The following is a 17809-nucleotide window of genomic DNA, read 5'->3' as shown; positions in this document are numbered from 1 at the left end:
GCAACGGGCCGGTAGGGAAGCGGGGGCGGCTCACGGTGAAGGGTTCGCTCGCCGGATGCCTCGTGGGCCATCAGATCCGTCATCCAGGAGAGACGCACCGGATACCAGGGCCCGGGGTGGTGGCTGATTGCCTGGTGGGCCGAATCGCGGATTGATTGATGCGTGAACTAATGGGAGCATATTCTTGTGATAGCGGGGTATAGGCAGCTGTCCACGAGTCACGAGGGGGGCTCTGGCCATGCGTTGGGGGCGCGCTAAGTCGCGTGCGGCGCGGCCAAAGGGGAAGGCTGACGGCGCATCTTCCGAGGACGCGGTGGTGCTGGTCGAGGACCACGGGGTCCTAGTACTGCTGCGCTCGCCGTCGGACGACTCGTTGGGGGCCGCTGATGTCGCGGATCTCATCAAGGGGCTGGGACCGGACAGGGGCAACGTGACCGTGGTCGCGGGTGCGCACGCGGTGACCTCAGCTGAATTCTGGCCGCGCGTCGGCGAGTTGATGGACTCCTTCAAGGCCGCGGGCGTCACGGCGGTGCGACTCGCCCTGGTCGGCACGGGCGACGACCGGCCCGACCGGCCCGCGGTCGCCCGGAGCATCGCCGAAGACTGGGAGATGGCGGTGGAGGCACCGGACGGGATGGTGCTCGCCGTGCCCGGCGGGTCGCTGTTCGTCCCGTCGACGGCCGGTGCCCAAGGGTCCTGGTGGCGCTTCGCCCCGGACGCCGAGCCCGTGCGGCTGGGCCCGCGTTGCGCTCCGCCCGTATGGCAGGCGTCCCTCGGCGGGCTCCCGGCCGTGACGTCCGGCGGCTGCGCGGTCCACGACATCCCGGCCGGCCTGCTGATCCGGCCCGCCGAGTCCGCGCCGATCGCTCCCGGCGACCTCTACCACGCCATCCCGGTCCACCCCCGTCAGGCCACCGTCGTGGTCGGCGTGCCGTACGGAGAGGACGTGTCGGCCGAAGAAGTAGCCGACCTCCTATCCACCGCACCAGGGTTCGCGAAGTCCGTACGGCTCGTCCCGGGGGGCCTTGAGGACGTGTTGCCGCTCGCACAACGCGTCAGCGACCTGCTGGACACCGAGATCGAGGTCACCACCGGTCTGCCGCTGTTCGCCGCCGACCGGCCGATGGACTTCTACGCAGCCCGGTCGGTGCTCGTCGCCGCCGACGGCACCCCCGGCTGGCTTCCCTTCGTGGACTCCGTGGTCTGCCGTCCAACGCGCGGCTCCGGGCCCGGCCCCGCGCCCCGACTGCTGCGCTGGTCCCCGCCCCTCCCAGGGCCCGGCCGTCCGGCGGAGGGCACGGTCCGCCTGTCCGAACGCTGGCAGGTCATGGTGACCAGGGCCGGGCTGTGGGTGGACCGTCAGGGCGGCCCCCGCGCCCGTCCCCCGGCCCGCCCGGTGTCGACCGAGGGACCGTCCATGGAGGTCGGCGCCCCGGGCGCGCCTCTGGACGCTTCGCTGTGGCCCGCGCTGTCCCGGCTGTTCGCGGCCCTCACGCCCGATCTCCGGTCGCGCGCCACCCTGTACGTCCACGGCGTTCCCGTGGACGGCGGCCGCGAGTTGCGTCGGCTGGCGGCCCACTACGGCCTGCGTACCATTCGCTACTCGGCTGCGGGTCCGCTGGCTAGCCCGGGCGCCGCACTTCTTGCCCGCCCGGACACCGACGTCCGTCCCCAGCCAAACACCAGCTCCCTGCCGCGGTCGGTCAGAGGCCCGGTCGGGCGCTCGGGCGGTGCGGTCCAGGCGCCCGAGAACCCATCGGTGTCGCGGTCAGTGGCTGGGCTCGGCCGAGGACCCGCACTCGTGGGCGAGGCGAAGGCCGACACCGCCGCGGTCCCGGGGGCCGAGGAGCCTGTGCCGGGGCCGTCACTCCAGGGACCCGCGCCGACCCGGGCCGCGGGCCCGGCCCGCCGTTCCCAGGGCGGGCCGGGACTCCTCCTGGTCAGGCACAGCACCAGTACCTCCGCGGACCGGCGCGCCCTCAAGCAGTTGGCCGGGTCCACGTGGGAGCGACACAGCGACTTCGTGGAGCGGCTGCTCGCGGCCCTGCCGGGGCTGGGGGACGAGGAACGGGAGGCCGCCCGGGTCGACCTCATCGCGCTGCACGCCTACCTCGACCAGGCTGACGATGTGCTGGGGCACAGTGAGTTGACCGCAACCCTGCGGAAGCGGGACAGCCGGCTGCTTCCGTACGCGGCCTGCCTGGCGTCGGCGCTCGGGCGGATACCGCCGTGCCGCGGGACCGTGCTCCGCGGTACGGGGGAGCGGTACGTCCGCCCAGGCAGCCTGCGCCCGGGTGCGGTGCTGCGTGACCTCGCGCCGGTCAGCGCCGTGCTGGCCGACGCCGCCGCACCGGACGTACAAGGCGCCCGATACGCCCTCTGGTCGGTCACCGGGCGGCGCGTGCGGCCGTTCGCGGACGGCGCCGACGGACCCGACGAGGTGGTGTTCCCGGCCGGGACATCCTTTCGGGTGCTCGACGTCAGGACGGACGGCGACTTTCCGTTGTTCCTGCTGCGCGAGTCTCCCGGGCCCGGCCCGGCGGCCGGCATCCGGCCGCCGGAGCATCGAGAGGAGGCCGGTGAGCCGGACGACACGGACGACGCGGTCCTCGTCCGGCTGGACGCGGCCTTGACGAGCGTGTCACGGGAGGGCCGGCCCGCGCCGACGGCGGGTTGGCCGCCACGCTGCGCCGGTCCGGTCGGCGAGGGGCCGTGACGGGCACCGTCGCCAGGACCGGGACACCTGGACTGGGAACGCGCCGGACGGACGACGGCGCGAGCGTCAGCGCAGGTCAGGTGTCCCGGCCCGGGCGACGTGGCCGCGCCAGCACGTCCGCCGAGGTGTGCGGGTCGGGCCGCCGACGCTCAATGCGAACGTGGTATGTGGACGCGAAAGAGACTCCCTGGCAGGTGCCCGCGGCCGCGTTAACTCCGGTCCAGAGCATCCGGTCGGCAACCAGAACACCAGCTCCGCCAGAGCCCGGGGCGCCGCCCGCAGGGCCTGAACCAAGAGATGGAGACATGATGGCACGTCAGGAATTGCCTGAGTCCAGCGGATCTGCCGGGGCCTCAGGCCGCGGGATATCCGCCCGACCTGCCGTACGCCGGTCCGTCCCGCTGTCCGGCACGGCCGGCACGCCCAACTCGCTGCGGCCGCAACCGGGCCGGGCCCAGGGCTCCGGCCGACCGTCGGCGTCCGTCATCGGCCAGCCGGGCGGACGGGACGCCGACGCCGGTTCTCCGGCGAGCACGTCCACGTCCACGTCCGCGTCCGCGGTCGCCAGCAGCGCCGACTCCGTGACCGCTGTCGGGGCGCGCGCTGGAGCCGGCACGTCCGGGGCGACCGATCCAGCGGAGCCGAGCATCGTGCCCGACTCCGCGACGCCTGATTCGGTGACGCCTGATCCTGCGGCTACGGAGCCCTCTGCGGTCAGCCCTGGGCCGAAGGGCCCGGTCGCTGCTGAGACGCTTGCCGCCGCTGGTGACGGCGGCACGACCGTCACCGGCGACGACGATCCGGAGGGTCCGCGCGGCGGCCCGTCCACCCGGATGATGCTGCTCGCGGCGGGAGTCGTGGGCGTGCTCCTGGTCGGTGCGGTGTTCCTGACTGTCGAGAACGGCACGTCCCACAACACAGCCGTGAACGCCTCGCAGCGGAGCCAGTTGGACGCGCTTGCCACCGTGCAGTCGACTTCGGCAAGCCCGCTGGCGAGCGGAGGACCCGGCTCCTCGCCGACCTCGGCTGCTCAGCACCCGCCGAAGAAGGCCACGCCGGCGCACACCGCCACGAAGGCGGTGGCCGTGCCCGGCGAGTCGGCCGCGTCGGCGACGCGTGTGCCCATGGCGAAGGGCAAGCCCATGACGACGGGCGAGCCGTTGACGAAGGCCCAGGCGACGACTCCCGCGAAGGCGAAGACTTCGGCGGCCAGCCCGGTGGTGGCGGCCGTGGAGAAGGCAGCCGCTGCCCATTCCGGCCGGCATGTCTGCTACCGCGCCTACCTGGACGCGACCGGCTGGCAGGCCCCCGTGTGCGACGGAGCCGTGGCGGGTTCGACCGGGAAAGACCAGCCGATCAAAGCCCTCGACTTCGCATGGAGCGGAGCCGACGGCGGCGGTGGCACGGCGCTGATGAAGGACGGCGGCTGGCAGACGGGGACGTGGCCTTCGGTCAAGGACGGCGCCGATCTGAACATGGGAACCACCGCTGGCAGCGACGTCATGTCGGGCTTCACGATCGGCGTCTCCTCGGGCAGCATCTGCCAGACCTCCTATCTGCACCAGGCGGGCTGGATGGGCAAGCACTGCAGCGACCCGGGCAGCTGGATCTTCGGCGGGACGAAGAACCGCTCGCTCTGGATCGAAGCAGTCGAGTTCACTGTCTGAACCGCGGTGAGCCCGCCGCCACGCGCGTGCCCGCTGGGAGATGTCAAGTCCGCCGGGACATTTCGGCGCCGTAGGGCTTCCGTCGCCGGTCCCCTGCGCGGCGGGTCGGTGACGCACGCTTGGCCGGAGGACCGGGGTGGGGTCGGCGCGTTCGGCGCGGCGACCGGAGGGAAACACGGGGGCTGGGGCCGATGTCCCCCTGCGGAAGGCGTCTGCCCTGCTGTGGGCCCTCGATCGGATGCCCGGCAAGGCTGTTTGGCCCGCCGCCGGCCCGACCGGGCCTGATCACCTGCCAAGGAGAACCGGCGGTCGTTGGCTTCGCACTCAAGGCTGGGCGCTGCGAAGCGTGGCCTTGACCCCGGATTCCGGACATGGGTTATGCGGTTGGTGCGAGCGTAGTTGATGGTTCTCATTGCCGTCTCGCAGGCAATCGGGCTGCGATGTCCGAGGCGGGAGTGGCGGTGCCGGGTGTTGTAGCGGTGTAGCCGGCCGAACGCGTCGAGGCGGGCCTCGCGCTGCTGGATCAGTCGTTGCGGCGCTGGAGTGTCTCGCGTGTGACCACGGCGTTGAAGGACTCTGCGAGAGCGTTGTCCGCCGAGTTGCCGACGCCGACGGTGCTCTTGGACCGTCGGACATCGGCCCTGCGGCAGGCATCGGCGAATTCCTTGCTGGTGTGCTGGCTGCGTGGTCGGTGTGCAGAATCGCGCCAGTGAGGCTGCGGCGCGTGGCTTCGGCCGCGGCCAGGGCTTCGGTGACCAGGTCGGTGCGTGGTCGGCGATCGCCCAGCGTCCAGGCGGCGTGACGATGGCCGTCGCCGCGGCTGGCGTAGGCCCGTTCCTCCTGAGCTGAAGCGGATTTTGTAGCGGCCCTGAAGCCAGGCGTGATCGCCTCGGCAGATGGGAGAACACAGGTCCGATGCCTGCACCACGGAGGTACCCCGACGAGCTGCGTGAGCGAGCCGTCCGCGAAGTCCAGACCTCCGGTCGTCCGGTGGCCCATGTCGCGAAGGACTTGGGCATCCACAAGGAGGCCCTGCGCGGATGGGTCCGCAGGTTGCGGCCGACAATGGTGACCGTCCGGACCTACTGACCACTGTCGAGCGGGCCGAACTGGGCCAACTCCGCAGGGAAATTGCCGAGTTGCGTCGGGCCAACGAAGGAGCTCGACCAGCCCCGCACGAGGCCGACGCGGTGATCAACCACCTCCGCGACGACTTCGGGGTCGAGCCCGTATGCCCGGAACTGGACCTGCCGGTCTCGGCGTACAACGCTCGCCGCCAGCGCCTGAAGTCCGCCCGGCGACAGCGCGACGAACAGCTCATGGAGCACATCCACCGCATCCATGACGCGTCCGGCGAGACCTACGGAGCCCGGCGCATCCACCGCCGGCTGCGACGCGAGGGCATCATCACAGCCCGCTGCGCACCGATCTCCCACTGGACGCGCTGGAGATGGTGCTCTGGCGGCGGGGAATCACGAAGGGCTCGGGTCTGATTCATCACCGCGATCGAGGCTCGCAATACGTGCCGATTCGCCACGGGGAGCGGTTGTTGGAGGCTGGCGCGACCGCGACCGTCGGGTCCGTTGCGGACAGCCACGACAACGCCATGGCCGGGGCACTTCGTTCAGGGCCGAGCTGATCGAGTAGCAAGAACCCTGGCGGGACGTGGACCAGGTCGAACGGGCCATCGTCCAGTGGGTCGGCTGGTACGACGAGCGCCTGCACTCCGTCCTTAACCACCTCCCGCCCGTGGAATTTGAGACCCGGCACAACCGATCCCAGTCAGCAACGAACGCCGCCCGAAACCGTGCAATCCGGCAGCTACGAAACTCGGGACTCACTCTCACCCAGCGCACCGTCAACCCGGCCCTGGCCGCAGCCCGGGCACCGGTTGAACGCGGCATGGCACAACTGAAATCGCGGCAGATCAACCGGCGATCCCGCATCAGCACGAACCGCATGTCCGTCATCGCCACCGCTGTCCTCACCCTGGAAAGGCAACGCTGAAAACGCTCAGCAGATCCGCGGGTCGACGACCGGGTTGGAGTGGGGGTTCGGTAGCAGGATGGTGCGCAGCGGTATCTCGAACCAACGAGGGTCGATGTGCAGACCCATGACGCGCTCGGCCAGCACCAGTTGCCGCGCTCCGCGCAGCCACTCGTCGTGCTCCGGGTCGGTCAGGTCCGCGCACCAGGCCGGGTCCCATGCGGGGTCGGGATCTGGGTCGGAGAGCGGAGTGAGCGGGCCCCAGGGTTCCTCATGGATGACTAGTCTGCCATCGACTGCGTAGCTGATGATGTCTGCGCAGTCGACGTGCGTGAAGATGGACAACGCACGGGCGCCCCCTTGCGAAAGATTGCGGAGCGCATATGCGCCCCTGTGGTCATTCTCGATCGCGAAGACCAACCCCGGTGCCGCTGTACCGACCTGCCTCGCGTTCCGAAAAAAGAACGACGCCCCGGCACCATCGCCCCGACGAGGGACTCGGACGGTCCCGGGGTGGCCTGACCTGCAAGACCCACATTGCAGGCGAGGGCGGTTGCCGCCCAAAGTCCTTGCTGCTCACCCCGGGCCAGTGGGGCGATGCTCCCCAACTGGTCGAGGTTCTGGGCCGGATCCGGGTGCCCAGGCCGCTGGGCGGCACGCCACGGACCCGTCCGGAGCACGTCGGCGGCGACAAAGCGTACAGTTCCCGTCGCAACCGTCGCTACCTGCGAAGACGCCACACCAAGCATACGATCCCCGAACCGAAGGATCAGCGGGCAAACCGCCAACGCCCCACCCGACCTCTTCAGCCTGTCGTCCTCATCACCCTTCGGCAGGCGGCAACCTGATCGTCACTCGTGCGCACCGCCGTTGCTGCGCGCCGTCGGGGTGGTGGGTTCGGCGAGGCTCCTGGCCGCGAAGACGTTGTCGCTCTCCATGGCGTCCAGGCCCTTGGCCATGGTTTTGATGCCGTCGGATGTGCTCTCGAAGAGTCCGGCACTGCCGAGCACGGCCTCCTTGATCCGCTTGGAGCCGGGTTGGTACTGCGAGTAGAACTGATGGCCGGTGTTGTCATCGCCCCAGCAGTCCCACAAGCTGTCCTCGGCGGCCGTTAGCCTGGTGCCGATCCCTTTCAGCCGGGAACCGAGTTCGCGCATGTACGGCTCGTACTTCGCGATGGCGTCCGTGTCCGCGTAGAACTCCTCGGCCATGGGTTGGGCCCTCCCGTCGGGTGTGGCGCGGTCTGCCGGGCCTGAGTGCCCGCCGACCGCCGCGCGCTTCCGACGAAGCGTCGCGTCGTCTCTCCCCAGGTCATACCCAAAGTGAGTTCGCGGGTGAGCGATCGGGACAACCGCGCCTGTCCGTACTCGCAATCCTGCCCGTACGGCCAGACTTGCGAGGGCGCTGAGTGGTGCCCTGTAGGACGCCGTGAGCCCAACGGCGCTGTTCGGAGACGCTGTTCCGACGCCGCCAGGCGTGTGCGGCCCTCACCCGGGCCCCACCGCGCCTGATGCCGCCTGTGACCTGCTTCGTTACTGTGCAGAACATGACGGTGAGGCGGACGACTGCGGTGCACGCTATGAGCGGTCAGGAAGCGCTGGGCCCGCCGACGGATCGAGTTGCAATGGTCCACGCCCCGCGCGTCCTCTTCCGGCAGCCCGGATACCCTCCGCGGCGCAGTGCCGCACCTGCTTTTCGAGTGCGTCCGTGGTGACCGGGCGCACGACGAGGCGCGTTCCCGGCCGGCTTTGGGCGGCCCGGGGGACCTTCGGGCCGCGGTTGGAGGTCAGCGGCACGGACCGGGTGCTGATCGTGCACGAGGCCGGTGCGGTCCCTGATCATCTCGACCGCGCTGCCGCGGAACTGCGCCGCCGTTCGCACCCCGCGGACCGGGTGACGGTGCTCACCGGCGCCGGCTTCGACGACCACGACGCCCTGTTGGCGGCCCTGGTCCCGGCACTCGCCAATGCCGGCGGGGACGGAGGGCCCCGCACCGTGCGGCTGGCCATGGCTCGGGCCGGGACCGAGGCCGACGGGCAGCCTGCCCTCGCCCACACCCTCGCCGATGCGCTGCCGTGCGATGTCGTCGCCCCGGCCGGACTTGTCGTCGTCGCGCCCGGGGGCACCCTCTTCGCCCCGGACCTGCCCGGTGTTCCCGGCGGTTGGTGGCGTTTCTCGCCCGGGCTCACACCTCGGCGCACCGGAACCCGGCTGCCCGCACCGGCGTGGCAGAACGCCGTGGAGCGGGCAGCACCTCCCACAGCTGACGGCTGCGTGGTGGAGCAGATACCGGCCGGGCTGCTGGTGTTGCCCGTCGGCGCGCCCCCCGAGGATGCCGGCGCGTTGTGCTACGCGGTGCCCGTCGACCCGGACGGCCCGCTGCTGCTCGTCGGCTCGTCGCGGACCGCGGCGGTACCTCCGGATGTCCTTGCCGAGGTGATCGCCGCGCTGCCCGGCCCGATCCGCAGTACGGTTCGCCTGGTGCCCGGTGGCGGTACCGATCTGCTGGCCGCCGGGCAGGGGGTGGCCGATCTCCTCGGTATCCCTGTGCGGGTGTCAACCGGCATGCCACTGCTCCTGGACGCGCCTTCCGGACCTACCGGCTCGCCGCGGACCTTCCTCACCGATGCCGACGGCGAGCCGTCCTGGCGCCCCTACGTCGAGGTGGTGACCTGTGAGCCGGCAAGCGGAGGCCGTCCGTCGGCGCCACGCCTGGGCACCTGGCGGCCTCCCATAGGAGGACTGAAGCCCGGACTGGAGCCGGGAGCGATGATGCTCGACCGGAAATGGGAGGTCGTCGTCACTCGCGCCGGACTCTGGGTGGGCCCGGTGGGCAGCCGGGTGCCGGAGGAGATCGCCGCGCGTCCGGTCGCGCCCGACCTGATGGCCCTCGACGTCGGCATCCCCGAACAGACCTTTCAACCGTCTGTCTGGGAGGCACTGGACCGCCTGTTCACCGCCTTGCAGGATGACGTGAGGGAGCGGACCTTCGTGCGGCTCCACGGTGACTGTTCCACCGAGGACCTGAGGGACCTGCGCCGTCTGGCGATGCGGCACGACCTCGCCGTGGCTCCCCGGGACCGGCTGGCGGGCCGGTCCGCCGCCGGCCTCACCGCGGTGGGTCCCGCACCTGCCGACACCGCGGACGGCGGCGACCGGACGGAGCGGGCCGGGGACGAGGAGGCGCCGGCTGTGCTCCTCCCGATGTCCTCCCGCGCGGAGGGCATCGTAGTCGCCAGACGAGCCTCGGAGGCCGCCGGGGAAGCAGGGGCGTTCGAGCCGACCGCGGCGTCTGGAGCTGCCGTGGGCATGGCCGGGCCCCTTTCCGGGCCGATTACGGGAGCAGCCCCACGGCTGGTCCACGAGAGCGCCGAGGCCGGGAACCTGGGCGTGAGGATCGACCCCGACCCCGAGCTGCCGCAGGCCGTGGAGCACGTCTTCAGGCCGCCCACCACGGCCGCGTCCGAACCTGCCCAGGTACCGGAGCAGGCTCCGGGCCCGGCCCGTGGCGGAACCTCTGGAGGCGTTGCGGCACCGCTGCCGGCCACGCCGACATCTGACTCGGTACCGACTGCGGTCGGACGACGTGTGCCGGGCGAGCGGCCCGCTGAATCCGACGTGCCTGCGGAGCCCGCGTCGGACCAGGTCGCCCCCGTAGCGGCACCGTTGCGGGTAGCCGCTGTCGGCGTGATGGGGGCGCTGGTACTGGACCTGCCGAAAGCGAGTGCCCCCACGTTCACGCCTCCCGACGCCGTCCCCGCGCTCGACACACGGGTGGCCGTACCGGTATTCGCGTCCGGCGCGGAGGCAGAGGGAGGTGGGCGGGAAAGTGTCCGGGACCGAGAGCCACCCGGGGAGACGGGTTGAGGGCCGCCGTGGCCCGCGTTACGTCGCTAAGCGGTGGACCCCGGCCGCTCAGCCGTCGGTGGGACCACGGCCCGACGAAGGACGATGAGGAGAACGGATGACCCCGAAGCAACCGCCGGGCGGGCCCGCGCTCGGTACCGACAGGGCGGACCCAGGTGGTTCGCTCCGCGCCCGGCGTATACGCCGGGCCCTGCCCCTGCCCCTGCACGACGGCGACCTCGAAGGTGCCGCAGCCTCAACCGCGCTTGCCCAGGAACGGGCCGTCGCCTCCGGCGCGCTCGCGCGCGTCGCAGCCCAGGCGATCGGCGAGCCGGGCGTGGAGCACACGGGAGCGCCGCAGGGCACGTCCGCCGCTCCCGGTCGTGAACTCCCGGACACGGCCGCTCGTCGTTTCCGCCCCGACTCCGGGCGGACCGGCACCGATCGAATGGGCGCGCTGGCCAAGGCGGGCCGGTCCAGGACCGGCCCGTGGCCGCTGGTCGCCGCCGCGGCGGTGGCCGGCGCGGTCCTCGTCTCCGCGCCGCTGCTGCGTCAGTCCCACGACGGGGACTCGCTCGATGTCGAGGGCCTGGACCGTGCGACCCCAGTGGCAACCCTCGGTTCGCCCGCGGACGGTGGCACTTCAGACATCGCCCCGGACGGTTCGAGCGACTCAAGGTCGGCCCTGACGAACGGCGGCAAGGGTCTGGAGTCCGGTGCCTCGCCGAGAGCCGGGGAAGCCGCGCCCACTGGTACCGGCTTGCAAAAGGCCGGTGTGGACCCGCAATTCGAGGACACCAGTCCGACCGGCTCACTGAGCGCGCCTGACAAGGGCGTGTCGGACGGTGCCACACCGTTCAGCCGGGAGATGGCACCCCACTACAGGGCGCCCACCCTCTCGACGTTTCCCGAGACCGACGGGCCGAATTCGTCGAAGGCTCGGACCACGACCGACGGAGCCTCCGGTTCCGACTCGCCAGCGGCGAAGAGCACGCAGGTGCCTGTGCCCACTGACGAGAGGCAGGCTGCCAAACCCAAGGCCGCGCCGAGGACTTTCCTGAAACTTCTGCCCAAGGCGACAGCCGCTTCCGCGCCTGAGTCCGCCGCGAAGTCAGAACCCACGTCGGAGACCAAGGCCGAACCGAAGGCCGCGGCGCTCTCCACGTCCAAGGCCGAATCCGCGAAGGAGCCGGCAGCCAAGCCTGCCGCGAAGCCACTGGACGGAGGTGTCACGCTGTCGGCGGAGAAGCCCGCGGTCACCGACGGGACCGGTCCCGGCAACGAGGCGGGCGCGTCGCAGGACGGGAAGCCGCACGACACGCGGCCGGCCACGACGGACACGGCGGCAGGTGCCAAGGCCGATGACAAGACCACGGACAGGGCCGCCAGCGACCCGGACGCCAAGGCGAGCGGGCAGGACGAGCAGACGAAGGCGGGCAGCCAGGACAGCACGGCCTCCCAGCCGCACTTCAGCTCCTCGAAGCCGACTGCTCCCGCCGTACCGAGCAAGCCGCTTGTTCCTGGCATGCCGGCCGCTCCCGCCGTACCGAGCAAGCCGCTTGTTCCTGGCACGCCGGCCGCTCCCGCCAAGCCGGCTCACGGGACACGTGTGGTGAACGCGACCACGGTGATCGAGCCCGGCGCGTCAGTCTCCACCGACCACGTACGGCTGGGACTGACACTGGACGGGGACCTGGTCGTCAGCGACGTGAATGGCGCCATTCTGTGGTCCGCGCACACGTCGGGCAGCGGGAACCAAGCGGTGTTCCAGTCTGACGGCAACCTCGTCGTCTACAACTCGGCCCACCACGCGCTGTGGGCATCCGGAACCGTCGGCCATTCCGGCGCGCACCTGGTGCTTCAGAGCGACGGCAACGTGGTGGTGACGTCGGCGTCAGGAGCGGCGATCTGGGCGGCTGGAACCGTTCACTGACGCTGTCCTGCCGCGTCTGGCGGTGCGGGGGCGGTCGTGCGGCCGGTCCGGCACACACCCTTTGCAGCGGCTGGGGCACACCCGATGGGGTGCGCCCCAGCCGTGTCAGGACTCTCCGTTCCCGGCTTCCCGTACCCCGCGCTCCATGTAGTCGCGGACGCGTTCCTGCGGCTCGGGTTCTTCGGGCAGCAAGCTGCTGAGGTCGGCGGTGCCGTTCAGCGCTGCCGAGGGTCTCAGCCCGAGGGGCAGGTTGCCGAAAGCGATCTCGTCCACCTCCTCAAGCGCCTTCGCCCGAGCTTCCGCGATCGTGGCCTTCAGTACGTCGCCGAGTTCCTTGGGAGACAGTCGGCGGAAGGCCCCGGTGGGGAACTCGATCTCCGCTACCTCGCCTCGCGCGCTGACCGTCACTTTGACCACACGCCGCGGCGCCGTCGCCGTACCCGTCAAGGAGTTGATGCGGCGCCGGTAGGTGTCGGCCTCGTTTCTCCGCGTACGGTACTCCGCCATGAGTTGTTCGATTTCCTGATCGTAGCCGGACAACGCTACCCTCCGTCACCTGCCGCTGGTTCACCCCGCGCCGGGGACCGCTGTTCGTCGTGGAACAGCCGCTCCGATGATCGTGGATAGCACGCGGGCGCGCGTGTTCTCCAGCGGGGACCGGGATTTCATCCCGTGCGGATGTGGGCTCTACCCGTTTGGACACCTTGGGCGTTACAACGATGGAAATGGGGAGGTGCCACGATCTGTGACTGCCGGAACGAGCGGCGCCCCGGCCGCGTGATGTGGCGGCCGGGGCGTGACGGGGGTGTCGTGCTCTGCGGATTCAGGACAGGATGTCGTCCGGGTCGTTCGGGGACGCCCAGGTCCCACTGTCCTGGACGAGCAGGTCGGCACTGGCGCGGCTGGTGCCCCCCTCCGCGGCTTCGTCGGCCTCTCCGTCCTGGTGCTCCCCTTGGGCCTCCTCGGACGCCTCGACCTCCTCGAACGAGGCGGTGCTGCACATCACGACGTCGCTGGAGAGGGAGAGGCCCCCGGTCGGCGGAGAAGAGGCGGCGGGCGTGCGCGTGGGCTGCCAGGTGGCCAATCGGGGCGGCTCCGAGACTTCTGGGATGTCCGAGCCGCCTGTCCAAGTCTCCTCGCCCTCGTGGGAATAGCGGGAGAGCGGACCGTCCCGCTCGTCCTCGTCGGGCAGGCCGTTCGCCAGCAGCAGGGGTATGAGCGAGCTCTCGTCGTCCCAAGCGGCGTAATCGTCGCCAGCGGATTCTCCTGTCGGCCCGACATCGTCCGGCGTGCCCCCGCCGTGCTGCTGGGCGTGTCCCTGGTCGTCACCGCGGGCGATGAGTGCTCCGCCTGCCAGCAACGCCGCCTCCGCCGCGAGCGTTGCCTCCTGGACACGGCCGCCGTGGCTGCCCTCGGCGGAGCCCGCCGGTCCTTCGGCGGTGCCGGCCGTCGGAACCTCGCCTTCCGCGGGCAGTGGGTCGCTGTCCTGGGCGTCGCCCCAGGCGCCGTGCTCGCCGAGCAGGTACGCGGAGCTGGTGGACTCGACGTCCTGCCGCCCACCGGCCGCGACACCCGCAGTGCCGGGCAGGACCGGCATGGGAGACCAGTCGTTGCCGCTTCCCTCGGTCGACGGGGCGTGGAGCATCGTGAGATGTGCGCCTCCCGCGGTGACGGGTCCCGAGCCCTGCCCGACCTCGTGTGCGACTTCCCGATCGTCTTCCCAGGGGTTGGTGGTGGGGTCGAGGAGGCCGCTGGAGTCGGTGGGGTCGGTGTTGGTGGGGTTGTTGGTGCCGGCGCCCATGCCGCCCATGCCGGGCATGTAGGGCATGCTGCTTGGGGTGGTGCTGTTTTCGGCGGCGAGGTTTTCGGTGCCGGGGAAGGTGGTGGGGGTGGTTTCCGGGGTGGTGGGGAGGTCGAGGCCGGTTTCGCCGGGGAGGGTTGCGGCGGTGGGTTCGTCGGTGTCGGTGGGGCCTTCCCAGGGGTTGGTGGTGGGGTCGAGGAGGCCGCTGGAGTCGGTGGGGTCGGTGTTGGTGGGGTTGTTGGTGCCGGCGCCCATGCCGCCCATGCCGGGCATGTAGGGCATGCTGCTTGGGGTGGTGCTGTTTTCGGCGGCGAGGTTTTCGGTGCCGGGGAAGGTGGTGGGGGTGGTTTCCGGGGTGGTGGGGAGGTCGAGGCCGGTTTCGCCGGGGAGGGTTGCGGCGGTGGGTTCGTCGGTGTCGGTGGGGCCTTCCCAGGGGTTGGTGGTGGGGTCGAGGAGGCCGCTGGAGTCGGTGGGGTCGGTGTTGGTGGGGTTGTTGGTGCCGGCGCCCATGCCGCCCATGCCGGGCATGTAGGGCATGCTGCTTGGGGTGGTGCTGTTTTCGGCGGCGAGGTTTTCGGTGCCGGGGAAGGTGGTGGGGGTGGTTTCCGGGGTGGTGGGGAGGTCGAGGCCGGTTTCGCCGGGGAGGGTTGCGGCGGTGGGTTCGTCGGTGTCGGTGGGGCCTTCCCAGGGGTTGGTGGTGGGGTCGAGGAGGCCGCTGGAGTCGGTGGGGTCGGTGTTGGTGGGGTTGTTGGTGCCGGCGCCCATGCCGCCCATGCCGGGCATGTAGGGCATGCTGCTTGGGGTGGTGCTGTTCCCGGCGGCGAGGTTTTCGGTGCCGGGGAACGACTCGGGGATTCCGTCGGATTCCGTCGGCACTCCGCTGGAGCCGGGAGCCTTGGATTCAAGGCCCAGATCGCCGGGGAACGACGCCGGGGCGCCGCCACCTGCCCCGGTGTCGGCTCCCCCCAGTCCCGGCACGCCGTCGGCCAAGTCTCCGGTGGCGCCGGCACCGGCGTCGCCAGGGAAGTCCTCCGGTAGACCGTCCTCGTCGAAGGGGGACTCCTTCGCCAGCGCCTCGGACGGAAGACCGTCGGAGCCCGCTCCGGTATCCGTGGAGCCGGGGAACCCGGCGGGGGTGAGGCCGGGGATGCCCGATCCGTCCGTGCCGGGGTCCGTCGACTTGCTGAACGGCGTCAGGTCTCCCACATCCGAGCCTGGCACACCGATGCCGCCCGCAGGGTCCCCCGACGCGTCGGTGCCGCCCGGGAATGCGTCCGGGTCGCCAGCCCCCGCGTCGGGGTTGAGGGCGTCGTCCAGCGCCTTCGAGTCGAAAGGTGTCACCGGCAGGTCGTCGCCCGCGCCTCCCGTGTCCGTGTCCGGGAAGGCTGACGGGTCTCCGTCCAGGGAGCCGGTCGGGGAATCGAGCGACGTGGGGAACGGCGCTGCGGTTGCGCCGGAGTCGCCCGCGCCGGTGTCGGCGTAGTCCGAGCTGTCGAGGTCTCCCGGGAATCCATCGGGATTCGGGTCCACCGAGTCGACGGGCGGGACGGTGTCAAGCGCTGGCGTCGCGAGCCCGTCAGGTGTGTCGAGGGGGTTCGGCGGAGCGTCGGTGTCCGGGGGAGGCGTCGTGTCCGGCGGTGTGGAGTCCGGACCGGTGATCGGGGTGGGCGACTTGATGTTGTCGATCGTCACCTGGTATTGGCTCGCAAGGCTCTTGAGTACCTTGCGCATGTCCTCGTTCATCGCGTCGACGATCTTCGGCTTCGTGTGGACCATGACGAGGCCGGTATTACTGTCTACAGGCGCGCCGTCGTTCTTCGCCTGCTGCGCGTACCACGCGTCGATCTGGTTCAGCAGGTCCTGAGCTCGCGCCAGACTGGCGCCGTTGTTGGCGAGTTGCTGCGGTACCGAGTCGGTACCGGTCACACCGCCTGAGAGCACGTCGGAGTTGGCCGCGACCTGGTTGGAGAAGGTCGTCATCATCCCCAGGAACGAGTCGGCGGCTGCGCCGCGCCAGGGCCCGTCATCGCCCGCCAACGCCGTGACCTGCTGCTTGAGGGCGTCGGCCACTTCCGCGAAGATGTTCTGCGCGTAGGCGAACGCGTCCGCGGCGTTGTAGAGCGAAGTGGACGAGGAGACTGCTGTGGCATGCGCCTCGTTGGCGTCATCGTCCTGTCCTGCGGACATGCCGTTGACCGCGGCCTTGATCTGCTTCCAGTCCCACGTGTCGTAATCCGAGACGGAACCGGCATCGCTGCCGGGATCGCCGTAGACTGCCCCACCGTCACCGGTGACGAACCCGTCGCCGTCGTACTTGTTGTCGTCGCTGTCGGCCATGCCGCTCCCGTCGTATCTTGGCCGCCACCCGATCGTCCGGCGGGGGATGGGGGGAGCGCCGTGGCCGCTCACCCCCACCACGTCGGCAGGCCAGATGCGCCGACAGGCGCCGATGGCCCAGTGGGATCGCCGACGCCCGCCGTGAGCGACGATCAGCTGCCGCTGCCGCTGCCGCTGCCGCTGCCGCTGCCGCTGCCGCTGCCGCTGCCGCTGGCACTCGCGCTGCTCCCGCCGCCATCCTTCATGAGGCTGTCGAAGTCACTCTGCGAGGCCACCATGGCGTTCTGCACGTCCGTCGCGGAGAGCACACTGCCATCGTGGATCGACTTGTACTTCGCGGACAGCTCCCGGACCCCCACAGCGATGTCGGAAAGACCCGAGGCAAGGTCTCCGAGGGTCAGGAGCACCGACTTCTTGAGTCCGTCGTCACCGTTGGGCCCGTTGGCGTCGGCCCGGATCTTGTTGCCGTGGTAGAAGGCTCCGGCCCGGACGTCCACGTTGTCCCGCACGTAGGCCAGGGCGTCCTGCACCGGCTTCACGAGCTTGTCCATGTTGCCCGCGAACAGGTCCAGGGCGTCGGTGTCGACCTTCGTGGTACCGGCCGTGTCGCTCTTGGGTGGAACAGCGGGAGGGTCGAACTTCCCCGCTGCCGAGTTGTATGTCCCCGGTCCGGAGTCCACCGTGTCGCCGTCGGGGTTCTTGGAGGTCCACGTGTAGAACTCCGGGATGGTTACGGTCACCGCCTACTCACTTCCCCCAGAGGCGCACGCCCTGGCGCTCTCCGTCACCGTAGGATTCGTTGATGGTGCCGAGCATGCGGGTGGCCAGAGCCGCCTTCTGGGTCATGTCCGACGCGGCGGCGTCCCACTGCGCCTTCACCTCGGCGTAGACGGTCTGAGCGTCGGAGGTCCACTCGCTGAGGTTGATGCGGGCCTGGTTGTCGAGGTCGGTGAGTGTGGAGTTGATGCGCTGGGTGATGGTGTTCATCTCGCCGACGATGAAGTCGACCTGGGACATGTCGACGTTGTAGGTGGCCACGGAATGACTCCTTCTCGGGGTGCGGGTGGGGGAGTTCCGGCCGACGGCTTAGAAGCCGGGGAGGGTCACACCGCTCTGCATGCTGCTGGCTACCTGGAGAGCGGTGCTGTTGGTGTCGCTGTGCACGTTGGCGTACACGTGGGTGTTGGCCGAGAGGGTCTCCAGCATGCGCTGGAGGGCGTTGTTGACCCTGGAGAAGTCGGAGAGCCACTCCTGCATGGCCTGGCTGTAGATGTTCGCGGCGTCACCCTGCCAGCTCGCCTGGAGGCCCATGATCTGGCCGTCCATCTGCGAGTACGAGCCGGTGGTCTCGTCCAAGGCCGTCTGGAACGTCCCCTGGGCTGCGGTCATTCCCTGAATGTCGACTTGGGTTGCCATGCCACTCCTTTCGTCCGTTGTTCGCGTCCGTGGGGTGCGAACGTGGCTACTCGTGCAGTCAGCGTCCATGGTGGGCCGCGACCGGGAGCGGCGGAGGTCCGTACAGT

General features: G+C 70.6%; 14 protein-coding genes and 2 pseudogenes. 8 read left to right on the top strand and 8 right to left on the bottom strand.

The window, feature by feature from the left end:
• Positions 1–316: 316 nt before the first annotated feature.
• The 3 genes from RVR_RS08720 to RVR_RS39110 all read left to right on the top strand — a co-directional run bounded on the left by RVR_RS08720 (position 317) and on the right by RVR_RS39110 (position 5472).
• Complete coding sequence (locus RVR_RS08720) at positions 317–2716, top strand: hypothetical protein (RefSeq protein ID WP_202233299.1); 2400 nt, start codon at positions 317–319, stop codon at positions 2714–2716.
• 650 nt (positions 2717–3366) lie between these two features.
• Positions 3367–4383 (top strand): hypothetical protein, encoded by a 1017-nt coding sequence (locus RVR_RS08715; RefSeq protein WP_202233298.1) that lies wholly within the window; start codon positions 3367–3369, stop codon positions 4381–4383.
• 915 nt (positions 4384–5298) lie between these two features.
• On the top strand, positions 5299–5472 hold the full coding sequence (locus RVR_RS39110; RefSeq protein WP_202233297.1) for a transposase: 174 nt from the start codon (positions 5299–5301) through the stop codon (positions 5470–5472).
• On the opposite strand, the gene RVR_RS37435 is transcribed toward RVR_RS39110, so the two are convergent.
• A complete protein-coding gene (locus RVR_RS37435; protein ID WP_237404645.1) occupies positions 5466–5726 on the bottom strand; it encodes a hypothetical protein in 261 nt (86 codons plus the stop codon). The genes RVR_RS39110 and RVR_RS37435 overlap by 7 nt on opposite strands.
• Here RVR_RS37435 and RVR_RS39105 point away from each other — a divergent pair.
• Positions 5703–5876 (top strand): IS3 family transposase, encoded by a 174-nt coding sequence (locus tag RVR_RS39105; RefSeq protein WP_430393225.1) that lies wholly within the window; start codon positions 5703–5705, stop codon positions 5874–5876. The genes RVR_RS37435 and RVR_RS39105 overlap by 24 nt on opposite strands.
• A 343-nt stretch (positions 5877–6219) precedes the next feature.
• Positions 6220–6390: pseudogene (locus tag RVR_RS08700) on the top strand (IS5/IS1182 family transposase); the annotation flags it as partial.
• A 6-nt stretch (positions 6391–6396) separates the two neighbouring features.
• Here RVR_RS08700 and RVR_RS08695 read toward each other — a convergent pair.
• The gene (locus tag RVR_RS08695) at positions 6397–6714 is read right to left on the bottom strand and encodes a hypothetical protein (protein WP_237404644.1); all 318 of its coding nucleotides are present in this window, start codon (positions 6712–6714) and stop codon (positions 6397–6399) included.
• A gap of 26 nt (positions 6715–6740) precedes the next feature.
• On the opposite strand from RVR_RS08695, the pseudogene RVR_RS08690 reads away from it, so the two are divergent.
• Positions 6741–7160: pseudogene (locus tag RVR_RS08690) on the top strand (transposase family protein); the annotation flags it as partial.
• Between the two features lie 60 nt (positions 7161–7220).
• On the opposite strand, the gene RVR_RS08685 reads toward RVR_RS08690, so the two are convergent.
• Entirely contained in the window at positions 7221–7580 is a 360-nt protein-coding gene (locus RVR_RS08685; RefSeq protein ID WP_202233295.1) for a hypothetical protein, read from the bottom strand.
• 496 nt (positions 7581–8076) lie between these two features.
• On the opposite strand from RVR_RS08685, the gene RVR_RS08680 reads away from it, so the two are divergent.
• Together RVR_RS08680 and RVR_RS08675 are read left to right on the top strand one after the other, a co-directional pair.
• The gene (locus RVR_RS08680) at positions 8077–10236 is read left to right on the top strand and encodes a hypothetical protein (RefSeq protein WP_202233294.1); all 2160 of its coding nucleotides are present in this window, start codon (positions 8077–8079) and stop codon (positions 10234–10236) included.
• Positions 10237–10333: 97 nt separating this feature from the next.
• Positions 10334–12148 carry a hypothetical protein gene (locus RVR_RS08675; RefSeq protein WP_202233293.1) on the top strand — a complete coding sequence of 605 codons (1815 nt, stop codon included), beginning with the start codon at positions 10334–10336 and terminating at the stop codon, positions 12146–12148.
• Between the two features lie 105 nt (positions 12149–12253).
• Here RVR_RS08675 and RVR_RS08670 read toward each other — a convergent pair whose 3' ends face one another.
• The 5 genes from RVR_RS08670 to RVR_RS08650 all read right to left on the bottom strand — a co-directional run bounded on the left by RVR_RS08670 (position 12254) and on the right by RVR_RS08650 (position 17702).
• Complete coding sequence (locus tag RVR_RS08670) at positions 12254–12688, bottom strand: YbaB/EbfC family nucleoid-associated protein (protein WP_237404643.1); 435 nt, start codon at positions 12686–12688, stop codon at positions 12254–12256.
• Between the two features lie 283 nt (positions 12689–12971).
• Positions 12972–16286 (bottom strand): hypothetical protein, encoded by a 3315-nt coding sequence (locus RVR_RS08665; protein WP_202233292.1) that lies wholly within the window; start codon positions 16284–16286, stop codon positions 12972–12974.
• 152 nt (positions 16287–16438) lie between these two features.
• Positions 16439–17026 carry a hypothetical protein gene (locus RVR_RS08660; protein ID WP_202233291.1) on the bottom strand — a complete coding sequence of 196 codons (588 nt, stop codon included), beginning with the start codon at positions 17024–17026 and terminating at the stop codon, positions 16439–16441.
• A 7-nt stretch (positions 17027–17033) separates the two neighbouring features.
• Entirely contained in the window at positions 17034–17324 is a 291-nt protein-coding gene (locus tag RVR_RS08655) for a WXG100 family type VII secretion target (protein ID WP_202233290.1), read from the bottom strand.
• 48 nt (positions 17325–17372) lie between these two features.
• A complete protein-coding gene (locus tag RVR_RS08650) occupies positions 17373–17702 on the bottom strand; it encodes a WXG100 family type VII secretion target (RefSeq protein WP_272933065.1) in 330 nt (109 codons plus the stop codon).
• Positions 17703–17809 lie beyond the last annotated feature (107 nt).

Origin of the sequence: Streptomyces sp. SN-593 (assembly GCF_016756395.1) — a bacterium.
Classification (GTDB): Bacteria; Actinomycetota; Actinomycetes; order Streptomycetales; family Streptomycetaceae; genus Actinacidiphila; species Actinacidiphila reveromycinica.
Note: the sequence above shows the minus strand (reverse complement) of the source record. Positions and strands in the feature narration are given on the sequence as shown.

What these genes read in the sequence shown, in the direction of transcription:
- RVR_RS08650 (WP_272933065.1), bottom strand. Translation starts at nt 17,702, where the DNA reads ATGGCAACCCAAGTCGACATTCAGGGAATGACCGCAGCCCAGGGGACG.
- RVR_RS39105 (WP_430393225.1), top strand. Translation starts at nt 5,703, where the DNA reads ATGGAGCACATCCACCGCATCCATGACGCGTCCGGCGAGACCTACGGA.
- RVR_RS08665 (WP_202233292.1), bottom strand. Translation starts at nt 16,286, where the DNA reads ATGGCCGACAGCGACGACAACAAGTACGACGGCGACGGGTTCGTCACC.
- RVR_RS37435 (WP_237404645.1), bottom strand. Translation starts at nt 5,726, where the DNA reads ATGGATGCGGTGGATGTGCTCCATGAGCTGTTCGTCGCGCTGTCGCCG.
- RVR_RS08685 (WP_202233295.1), bottom strand. Translation starts at nt 7,580, where the DNA reads ATGGCCGAGGAGTTCTACGCGGACACGGACGCCATCGCGAAGTACGAG.
- RVR_RS39110 (WP_202233297.1), top strand. Translation starts at nt 5,299, where the DNA reads ATGCCTGCACCACGGAGGTACCCCGACGAGCTGCGTGAGCGAGCCGTC.
- RVR_RS08675 (WP_202233293.1), top strand. Translation starts at nt 10,334, where the DNA reads ATGACCCCGAAGCAACCGCCGGGCGGGCCCGCGCTCGGTACCGACAGG.